Annotated in this window: 7 protein-coding genes and 1 riboswitch; of the genes, 5 read left to right on the top strand and 2 right to left on the bottom strand. The window is 61.9% G+C overall.

The genetic code is table 11. The features are described from left to right. Positions 1 to 235: 235 nt before the first annotated feature. A complete protein-coding gene (locus tag HU767_RS28160; RefSeq protein WP_186708037.1) occupies positions 236 to 1675 on the bottom strand; it encodes a TolC family outer membrane protein in 1440 nt (479 codons plus the stop codon). 156 nt (positions 1676 to 1831) lie between these two features. After that, positions 1832 to 1937, top strand: a riboswitch (TPP riboswitch). Between the two features lie 161 nt (positions 1938 to 2098). Between HU767_RS28160 and thiC the strand changes: the two genes are divergently transcribed. Continuing rightward, the gene (thiC, locus tag HU767_RS28155) at positions 2099 to 3988 is read left to right on the top strand and encodes a phosphomethylpyrimidine synthase ThiC (protein ID WP_186708035.1); all 1890 of its coding nucleotides are present in this window, start codon (positions 2099 to 2101) and stop codon (positions 3986 to 3988) included. Positions 3989 to 4159: 171 nt separating this feature from the next. Beyond that, positions 4160 to 5452 carry a putative hydroxymethylpyrimidine transporter CytX gene (gene cytX, locus HU767_RS28150; RefSeq protein ID WP_186731071.1) on the top strand — a complete coding sequence of 431 codons (1293 nt, stop codon included), beginning with the start codon at positions 4160 to 4162 and terminating at the stop codon, positions 5450 to 5452. Here the strand turns inward: cytX and HU767_RS28145 are convergent. Next, positions 5421 to 6167 (bottom strand): DUF3298 domain-containing protein, encoded by a 747-nt coding sequence (locus HU767_RS28145; RefSeq protein ID WP_186708031.1) that lies wholly within the window; start codon positions 6165 to 6167, stop codon positions 5421 to 5423. The genes cytX and HU767_RS28145 overlap by 32 nt on opposite strands. A gap of 214 nt (positions 6168 to 6381) precedes the next feature. Here HU767_RS28145 and HU767_RS28140 point away from each other — a divergent pair, with 214 nt between their 5' ends. From HU767_RS28140 to cpdA, 3 genes are all read left to right on the top strand, one after another. Continuing rightward, positions 6382 to 6999: an NUDIX domain-containing protein gene (locus tag HU767_RS28140; RefSeq protein WP_186708029.1), complete on the top strand. Its 618-nt coding sequence runs from the start codon at positions 6382 to 6384 to the stop codon at positions 6997 to 6999. Continuing rightward, positions 6990 to 7442, top strand: coding sequence for a DUF1249 domain-containing protein (locus HU767_RS28135; protein WP_092205313.1), 453 nt, complete (start codon positions 6990 to 6992; stop codon positions 7440 to 7442). The genes HU767_RS28140 and HU767_RS28135 overlap by 10 nt, the downstream gene beginning before the upstream one ends. 99 nt (positions 7443 to 7541) lie before the next feature. Then, on the top strand, positions 7542 to 8357 hold the full coding sequence (cpdA, locus tag HU767_RS28130; RefSeq protein WP_186731070.1) for a 3',5'-cyclic-AMP phosphodiesterase: 816 nt from the start codon (positions 7542 to 7544) through the stop codon (positions 8355 to 8357). The last annotated feature ends 991 nt before the right edge of the window (positions 8358 to 9348 follow it).

Raw genomic sequence — 9348 nt, 5'->3', positions numbered from 1 at the left:
GCGCGTTGCAGCGGTTGCTGGATGGGTTAGGGCGGTTGCTCGGCTGAGCTGTTGTGGCGAGGGAGCTTGCTCCCGCTCGGCTGCGAAGCAGCCGTAAAGTGGGCACTACGGTTCTGCCTGGCAGAACGCAGTGACCGGTTTTGGGCCTGCTTCGCAGGCCAGCGGGAGCAAGCTCCCTCGCCACAGGTAGGCCGCCCCGCCCCAGGAAGTCCTCGTTGCCAGTGAGGTCGGTAGGTTATTGCGCTGGCCGCGAGCGCAACTGCTGTGCCGCCGCCTGTGCCAAGTCCGGCGGCAGGAAGTCCTTGTCCGGGTTGTAGTCGGGCTTGAGGTAGCGGGACAGGGCTTGCAGGTCCTCCGGACTCAACGTCCCGGCGGCCTGCTTGAGGCGCAGGTTGTCGAGGATGTAGTCATATCGGGCGTTGTTGTAGTCGCGCACCGAGGTGTACAGCTGGCGCTGGGCGTCCAGCACATCGACGATATTCCGAGTGCCCACCTGGTAGCCGATTTCCGTGGCGTCCACCGCGCTCTGGTTGGAGATGATCGATTGGCGCCGGGCCTGGACCTGTTCCACATCGGTGTTCACCGCGCGATGCAGGTTGCGGGTGTTTTCCACCACCTGGCGGCGCAGGGCTTCGCGTTGCTGCTCGGTCTGGGTGAGTTGCGAATAGGACTCGCGAACCTGGGAGCTGGTCAGCCCGCCGCTGTAGATCGGAATACTCAATTGCAGACCGATGGTGCGTTGCTCCGCGTCGCCACCGTAGCGCTGGCCGGTGGGGCTCGGGTTGGTAAAGCCGAGGCCGTCGTTGTCACCTTTGCGGTACTGGGCGATTGCATCGAGGGTTGGCGCGTGGCCGGCCTTGCGCTGGCGCAAGGTGTCTTCGGCGGCGTCGACGGCGTAATTGCTGGCCAGCAGGTTGAGGTTCTGCTTGGCGGCAGTGTCTACCCAGGCCTTGGCGTCGTTGGGCGCCGGCGGCAGGATCGGCAGGGTGTGGACGACGCCCTGGATCGAGTTGTACTGGCGGTTGGTCAGGGTGATCAGCGCTTCGAAGGCATCTTCGACCTGGCGTTGCGCGATGATCCGGTTGGCCCGCGCGGTGTCGTAGCTGGCCTGGGATTGCAGCACGTCGGTCTTGTCCGACAGGCCCACGTCGAAACGTTCGTTGGACTGGTCGAGCTGGCGCTTGAACGCGGCTTCCTCGGCCTTGGTCGAGGCCAGGTTGTCCTGGCTGCGCAGCACATTGAAATAGGCTTCGGCGCTTTGCAGGATCAGGTTCTGCTCGGTGGCAGACAACTGCAGCGATGCCTGCTCATTGACCGATTTGGCCGCTTGCAGTTGGAACCAGCGGTCGGCGCGGAAAATCGGCTGGGACAGCGTGGCCTGGTAGACCGTGGAGCTGCGGGTGGCGGTCATCGCCGGTTGGTCGAGCTCGGTACGGGTGTTGTTCAGGTCGGCACCGGCCGAAAGGTTGGGCAGCAGCCCGGCGCGGGCCTGGGGCACCACTTCCTTCTGGGCGCCATACTGGGCGCGGGCGGCCGCCAGGTCGGCGTTGTTGTCCACCGCTTCCTGGTACACGCTGACCAGGTCGGTCAGGGTGGATAAAGGCGCTTCGGCGGCCCAGGCCATTCCATTGGACGCACAAGACACGGCGAGGGCCAGTGAGAGTTTGCGCAACATGAGGCGATCCCTACGTTCAAATTGAATGCGCATAACAGGCGCGCGGCGTAGCGAGTGTAGTTGCGCCTGGGCACGGCAACAATCCTGTATATGCGCCATTCATCACGCCTTTTGCCCTGGCGATGGCGTTCTGTCGTGGTTGTGTCTAGACTGGCCGGGTTCTTGTCGGGGTGCCTTGCTATGAGGCTGAGATCGAATAATTTCGGATCCCGTTGAACCTGATCAGGTTAGCGCCTGCGTAGGGAACAAGATTTCTCGTCACCCGGCGAGTCCTCTTGTGCTTCGTCCGGGATGTCGTTCGACCCTTGAACGCACTCGAGCAGCAAGCACAGCGTCCGCACTTCCGTGCAGGGACGCGTCCATTCGTTACAGGTTCGCTCCGACAAAAATCCACTGCCTGGATGTGTGTCTGGAGAGCCCGTGATGACGACAAAATCAAAAAACGCGACCAACCTCAGTGAATCGGCCCAAGTCGATCAGCAATCGGTTCAGCCCTTTACCCGCTCGCAAAAAATCTACGTCCAGGGCAGCCGCCCGGATATCCGCGTGCCCATGCGCGAAATCAGCCTCGACGTGACCCCCACTGACTTCGGCGGTGAAATCAACGCGCCGGTGGTGGTCTACGACACCTCGGGGCCGTACACCGACCCGAACGTGATCATCGACGTGCGCAAAGGCCTGGCCGACGTGCGCTCGCCATGGATCGAAGCCCGTGGCGACACTGAGCGCCTGGCGGGCCTGAGTTCCAACTTCGGCCAGGAGCGCTTGGCCGACCCCGAGCTGACCAAGCTGCGCTTCGCCCACGTGAACAACCCGCGTCGCGCGAAGCCGGGTGCCAACGTCAGCCAGATGCACTACGCGCGCAAAGGCATCATCACCGCCGAGATGGAATACGTCGCCATCCGCGAAAACATGAAGCTTGAAGTCGCCCGCGCCGCTGGCCTGCTTGACCAGCAACACGCCGGCCACAGCTTCGGCGCCAGCGTGCCGAAGGTCATCACCGCGGAATTCGTGCGTGACGAAATCGCCCGGGGGCGCGCGATCATCCCGGCCAACATCAACCACACCGAACTGGAACCGATGATCATCGGCCGTAACTTCCTGGTGAAGATCAACGGCAACATCGGCAACAGTGCGCTGGGTTCGTCCATCGAAGAAGAAGTGGCGAAGCTGACCTGGGGTATCCGTTGGGGTTCGGACACGGTCATGGACCTGTCCACCGGCAAGCACATCCATGAAACCCGCGAGTGGATCATCCGTAACTCGCCCGTGCCGATCGGCACCGTGCCGATCTACCAGGCCCTGGAAAAAGTCGGCGGCGTGGCCGAAGACCTGACCTGGGAATTGTTCCGCGACACGCTGATCGAGCAGGCCGAGCAGGGCGTCGACTACTTCACCATCCACGCCGGCGTGTTGCTGCGTTATGTGCCGATGACCGCCAAGCGCGTCACCGGTATCGTCAGCCGTGGTGGTTCGATCATGGCCAAGTGGTGCCTGGCGCACCACAAGGAAAACTTCCTCTACACCCATTTCGAAGACATCTGCGAAATCATGAAGGCCTACGACGTCAGCTTCTCGCTGGGCGATGGCCTGCGTCCGGGTTCGATCGCCGACGCCAACGACGAAGCGCAGTTCGGCGAGCTGGAAACCCTCGGCGAGCTGACCAAGATCGCCTGGAAGCACGACGTGCAATGCATGATCGAAGGCCCTGGCCATGTGCCGATGCAGTTGATCAAAGAGAACATGGACAAGCAGCTCGAGTGCTGCGACGAGGCGCCGTTCTACACCCTCGGCCCGCTGACCACCGACATAGCGCCGGGCTACGACCACATCACCTCCGGCATCGGTGCGGCGATGATCGGCTGGTTCGGTTGCGCCATGCTTTGCTACGTCACGCCGAAGGAACACCTCGGCTTGCCGAACAAGGATGACGTCAAGACCGGGATCATCACCTACAAGATCGCTGCCCACGCGGCCGACCTTGCCAAGGGCCACCCGGGCGCGCAGATCCGCGACAACGCCCTGAGCAAGGCGCGATTCGAGTTCCGTTGGGAGGACCAGTTCAACCTCGGCCTCGACCCGGACACCGCCCGCTCGTATCACGACGAAACCCTGCCGAAGGACTCGGCCAAGGTGGCGCATTTCTGCTCGATGTGCGGGCCGAAATTCTGCTCGATGAAAATCACCCAGGAAGTGCGCGAGTACGCGGCGAACCAGCGTATTGAAGCGGTGGATGTCGATGTCGCGCAGGGCTTGGCGGAGCAGGCTGAGCGGTTCAAGAAGGAAGGAAGTCAGCTTTACAAGAAAGTGTGATTTGAGCTGAGGGCGGCGGTGACCTTGCTGCCGCCTTCGCGAGCAAGCCCGCTCCCACAATGGATCGCTGGTGGACACGGATTTTGTGATCACAACAGGTCCATTGTGGGAGCGGGCTTGCTCGCGAAAGCGATCATCAGAACAACAAATATCCCCCTGAGATAACCACCCTTGAACATCCAACCCAGCACCTACTCCCCCGACACCGCCGTGCCCCTGGACAAACGCGTCTTCGGCGCCCGCGATCTGTTTTCCCTGTGGTTTTCCCTCGGCATCGGCCTGATGGTCTTGCAGGTCGGTGCCTTGCTCGCGCCGGGCCTGGGCCTGAGCGGTTCGTTGCTGGCGATTTTCCTCGGCACGCTGGTGGGCGTCCTGCTGCTGGCGGCGGTCGGGGTGATCGGCAGCGACACCGGCCTGTCGGCCATGGCCGCGCTGAAGCTCAGCCTCGGCAGCAAGGGCGCGAGCGTGCCGGCGGTATTGAACCTGCTGCAGCTGATCGGCTGGGGCTCGTTCGAAATCATCGTCATGCGCGACGCCGCCAGCCTGCTGGGTGCGCGGGCTTTCAGCGAAGGCAGCCTGGGTTCGAACCCACTGCTGTGGACGCTGTTCTTCGGCGCCCTGGCCACTTTGCTCGCCGTGAGCGGGCCGCTGACCTTTGTGCGCAAGGTTCTGCGCAAGTGGGGTATCTGGTTGCTGCTGGCGGCTTGCATCTGGTTGACCTGGAACCTGTTCGCCAAGGCTGACCTGGTCGCGCTGTGGGCCCAGGCGGGCGATGGTTCGATGCCGTTGGCGGTGGGGTTCGATATCGCCATCGCGATGCCGCTGTCGTGGTTGCCGCTGATCGCCGACTACTCGCGTTTCGGCAAGCGCGCCAAAAACGTCTTCGGCGGTACGGCGGTGGGCTTCTTCATCGGTAATTTCTGGCTGATGAGCCTGGGCGTGGCCTACACCCTGGCGTTCGCGCCGAGCGGTGAAGTCAACGCGTTGCTGCTGGCCCTGGCGGGTGCTGGATTGGGTATTCCGCTGTTGCTGATTCTGCTGGACGAGTCGGAAAATGCCTTCGCCGACATCCACTCGGCGGCGGTATCGACAGGCATGTTGTCGGGGTTGAAGGTCGAGCACCTGGCCTTGGCGATTGGTGTCATCTGCACCTTGATCGCCTGCTTTGCACCGTTGGCGCAGTACCAGAACTTCCTGTTGCTGATCGGCTCGGTGTTCGCGCCGCTGTTCGGCGTGGTGTTGGTGGACCACTTCATCCTGCGCAAACGCAGCAGCCAAGTGGTGTCAGCCGCGTTGCGCTGGCCGGCCCTGTTGGCCTGGTTGGGTGGGGTGAGCACCTATCACCTGCTGGCCAATTTCTATCCGGACATCGGCGCAACCCTGCCATCGTTGATCCTGGCAGGGTTGCTGCAACTGTTGCTGGGCCGGGCCTTCAGCTACGGCCGGGAAACAGCTCGGGCTTGAGGATGCCATTGAGGCGTGGATAGGCGATCTTCAGTTCGATGTGGCCCAGGGCGTATGGCGCGATGGTGCTCACTTCGTACTTGAGGATCACCCCGCCGTAGGTCAGCGCGATGTGTGGGGTTTTCTGGAAGGACCACTGTTTCAGGAACTCGGGTTCCTGATCCAGCTTGGTGCTGATCAGCCAGCTGTTGTGAGCCACTTGCGCGGCTTTCCAGAAGGCTTCTTCCTGGCCCGGCAGCAGCATGTCCGACAGCGTCAGCACCTTGTGCTGCTGGCGCGAATAGTTGATGAAACCGCGCCCCGGCGTGCCGTGGGCACCGCCGGTGTCCAGGTAGCTGGACAGTTCGATGATCACCAGGCCGTCATGTTGCTCACGTACCTTGGCCTGCAAATAGCTGCTGTTGCCTGGGGCGGCGTTGCGCAGGAACTGCTCGCGATAGGCCGCCAGCGTCGGCGCCACCGGGGCGTCCGCGGTGGTGCGGGTCATTTGCAGCAGGCGTTTTTCGATGATGCCATCCAGGGCGGGTTCGGCCGGAAAGTGCAGGGTATCGATGTTCACCAACGGGCAGTCGGCACTGGCGCAACCTTGCTGCAGTTGTTCCGAAGCGTCGCGAGTGGTCTCCAGCGGCGCGCGATAGTTGGGTTGGAACAGGCTTTGGCAAGCGCCCAGGGTCAGGGCAATGGCGGCCACGGAGGCAGTTTTGAAAAGCGACATGGGCGTCCTTCATGAAACACGGAAAGGCAAAAAGTTACCCGCTTCGACTGTCGGCAAGGCAATCAGTTCGCCACTAAGCTCATTAGAGTGATTTTAAGCGCAGCCGTCCATCCCGATCACTGGCAGGGGGCTGCCCCAAAGGGTTCGAGCGCGTTAGGATGGCGCGAAGCCGAGGTTGGAACCTCGTATTGATCGACTGCACACGAGGATTGTCATGACCGATTTCGCCAACGCCACACCGAACGCCGTGGACATCGTCAAGCGGGAGACCTGCTTCAAGGGTTTCTATAAGCTCGACCGCCTCGTCTTGCGCCACGAGTTGTTTGCCGGTGGCATGAGCCGTGAGATCAACCGTGAATTGTTCGTGCGTCATGATGCGGTGTGTGTGCTGCCCTACGACCCGCAGCGCGATGAAGTGGTGTTGATCGAGCAGTTTCGCGTGGGGGCCATTGGCAAGACCACCAACCCCTGGCTGGTAGAGCTGGTGGCCGGGTTGATCGACAAGGATGAGCAGCCGGAAGAGGTTGCTCATCGCGAAGCGCAGGAGGAAGCTGGGCTTGTCTTCGCTGCGCTCTGGCCGATGACCCAATACTTTCCATCGCCGGGCGGCAGCAATGAATTCGTACATTTGTACCTGGGGCGTTGCGACAGCACGGGGGCAGGCGGCCTGCATGGCCTTCTGGAGGAAGCCGAGGACATTCGGGTGAAGGCCTGGGCCTACGAAGATGCCTTGCAAGCCGTGCGCGACGGACGTATCTGCAACGCGGCCAGCATCATTGCCTTGCAATGGCTGGCCTTGAATCGCGATGAAGTGAGGGGGCTATGGTCCTGAACAAGCTGCGCGACCGCTATCGCGTCGATCTGGTGGGATTGCAGGCCGCCTGCGAGGCCAACTACGCCCGCCTGATGCGCTTGTTGCCAGACATGCGCAACGATCCGCTGCCACGCCGCATCGCCGTGACCCACGGCGACCAGATGCTTGGCGTGTTGGCCCTGGAAGTGCTGCAGGCCTGTCCCTACACCACCACCTTGCAAGTGCGCCAGGAGCACAGCCTGCCCTGGCTGCCGGTGCCGCAACTGGAAGTGCAGGTCTATCACGACGCGCGCATGGCCGAAGTCGTCAGCGCCGAACATGCACGACGCTTTCGTGGCATCTATCCTTATCCCAATGCGTCAATGCACCAGCCCGATGAAAAAGCCCAGTTGAACCTGTTCCTGGGCGAATGGCTGAGTCATTGCCTGGCGCTGGGCCACGAGTTCGAAGTCGTTCGGTAGTTGTGAACCGGTTCCGGTTCGCGGGTTTCCCCTTTCGATCGTCCCCCAGCATAATTGCCGCTTCATGCAACGGCGTGATTGCGCCTGGGAGAAAGCGATTTGCCGAGCGTATCCAGCTTGACCACGGCCGATGCGGCGTTGTTGGTCCAACTGTCCGACAGCCATTTGTTCGCCGAGGCCGATGCCTCGTTGCTGGGCATGAATACCCGTGACAGTTTGCGGGCAGTCATTGATTTGGTGCTCAAGCAGCAGCCGAACATTGACCTGATGCTCGCTACCGGGGATTTGTCCCAGGACGGCACGCTGCAATCCTATGAGGCGTTTCGGCAACTGACTGCACGAATCGACGCGCCGGCGCGGTGGATTCCCGGCAACCATGATGAGCCGCAGGTGATGCTTGAGGCGGCGGTCAAGGGTGCGTTGCTCGATCCGGTGGTGGACATTGGCAATTGGCGGGTGACGATGCTCGATTCGGCCGTGCCGGGTTCGGTGCCGGGGTTTTTGGCTGAGGAGCAGTTGATTCTGTTGGCCAATGCCCTGAGTGAGGCGCCGGAGCGGCATCACTTGGTGTGCCTGCATCATCATCCTGTGTCGATTGGGTGTGTGTGGATGGAGCCGATCGGGTTGCGTAATCCGGAGGCGCTGTTTGCGGTGTTGGATCGGTTTCCCCAAGTGCGGGCGGTATTGTGGGGCCATGTGCATCAGGAGATAGACCGGGTGCGCGAGGGGGTTCGTTTGTTGGCTTCGCCTTCGACCTGTATTCAGTTTGAGCCGGGGAGTGAGGATTTTGCGGTGGGCTCGCAGGCGCCGGGGTATCGGTGGTTGCGGCTTTTGCCGGATGGGCGGTTGGAGACGGGGGTTGAGCGGGTGGTTGGGTTTGCGTTTACCCCGGACTATGGCTCCAACGGGTACTGAGTTCGATCCTGTTTATTGTGGGAGCGAGCCTGCTCGCGAAGGCTTGATTGAGTACATATCCATTTCTGCGGTAACGGCTGCTTAGGGTTCCCACCACTCGGTGCCTCGCTAGGGCTCGGCATGCCCGAACGAAGGCATTGCTCCGTGGGCCCGCCGCGAAGGGCCATCCATGGCCCAGCGCGGCTATTCCGGCATCCATGCCTGGATGCCCACTGCGCAATACCTGCGTTCGGCCATCGTGGTTAACGGGGCCCCAAGATCAAAAGCCAAGCCGAGGCGGCCTTATAGCCGACCTGGCTCTCCTAGTCGTACACCCGTCAGAACTGTGGGAGATCTGTGGGAGCAAAGCTTGCTCGCGAGGCGGCCTGACAGCCGACCTGATTCTCCGGTCATACCCCGATCCGATTGTGGGAGCGGGCTTGCTCGCGAAGACGGCGGTACATCCAATACTGATGCAAGCAGCCCCACCGCCATCGCGAGCAAGCTCGGCTCCCACAGGGATCGGCGGTGGACACTGATCTTATAAACGACCCAGAACCTGTGTGGGAGCGGGCTTGCTCGCGAAGACGGCGGCACATCCAACGCTGATGCAAGCTGGTTCACCGCCATCGCGAGCAGGCTCGCTCCCACATTTTTTCGGAGTTGTTCTCAGGTATCGCATTCACTATAAATCCTCTGTGGGAGCGGGCTTGCTCGCGAAAATGGTGTGCTATCAAGATTGATGTTGGCTGACCCGACGCATTCGCGAGCAAGCCCGCTCCCACAGGGGAAACGCGGTCTCACCAAGAACCAGGTCGGCTCTAAGGCCGCCTCGTGGTGGACGTTGATCTCGGCGCCCCGTTAACCACGCTGGCCGAACGCAGGCATTGTGGAGTGGGCAACCCGGCATGGATGCCGGGTTAGCCGCGCTGGGCCATGGATGGCCCTTCGCGGCGGCCCACGGAGCAATGCCGGAGTGGGGGCATGCCGAGCCCTAGCGAGGCACCGAGTG

Origin of the sequence: Pseudomonas sp. SWRI179, assembly GCF_014268705.1 — a bacterium.
GTDB classification, from domain to species: Bacteria; Pseudomonadota; Gammaproteobacteria; order Pseudomonadales; family Pseudomonadaceae; genus Aquipseudomonas; species Aquipseudomonas zanjanensis.
Note: the sequence above shows the minus strand (reverse complement) of the source record. Positions and strands in the feature narration are given on the sequence as shown.

Coding starts and splice junctions, on each gene's coding strand:
- HU767_RS28160 (WP_186708037.1), bottom strand. CDS start 1,675: ATGTTGCGCAAACTCTCACTGGCCCTCGCCGTGTCTTGTGCGTCCAAT.
- thiC (WP_186708035.1), top strand. CDS start 2,099: ATGACGACAAAATCAAAAAACGCGACCAACCTCAGTGAATCGGCCCAA.
- HU767_RS28145 (WP_186708031.1), bottom strand. CDS start 6,167: ATGTCGCTTTTCAAAACTGCCTCCGTGGCCGCCATTGCCCTGACCCTG.
- HU767_RS28140 (WP_186708029.1), top strand. CDS start 6,382: ATGACCGATTTCGCCAACGCCACACCGAACGCCGTGGACATCGTCAAG.
- HU767_RS28135 (WP_092205313.1), top strand. CDS start 6,990: ATGGTCCTGAACAAGCTGCGCGACCGCTATCGCGTCGATCTGGTGGGA.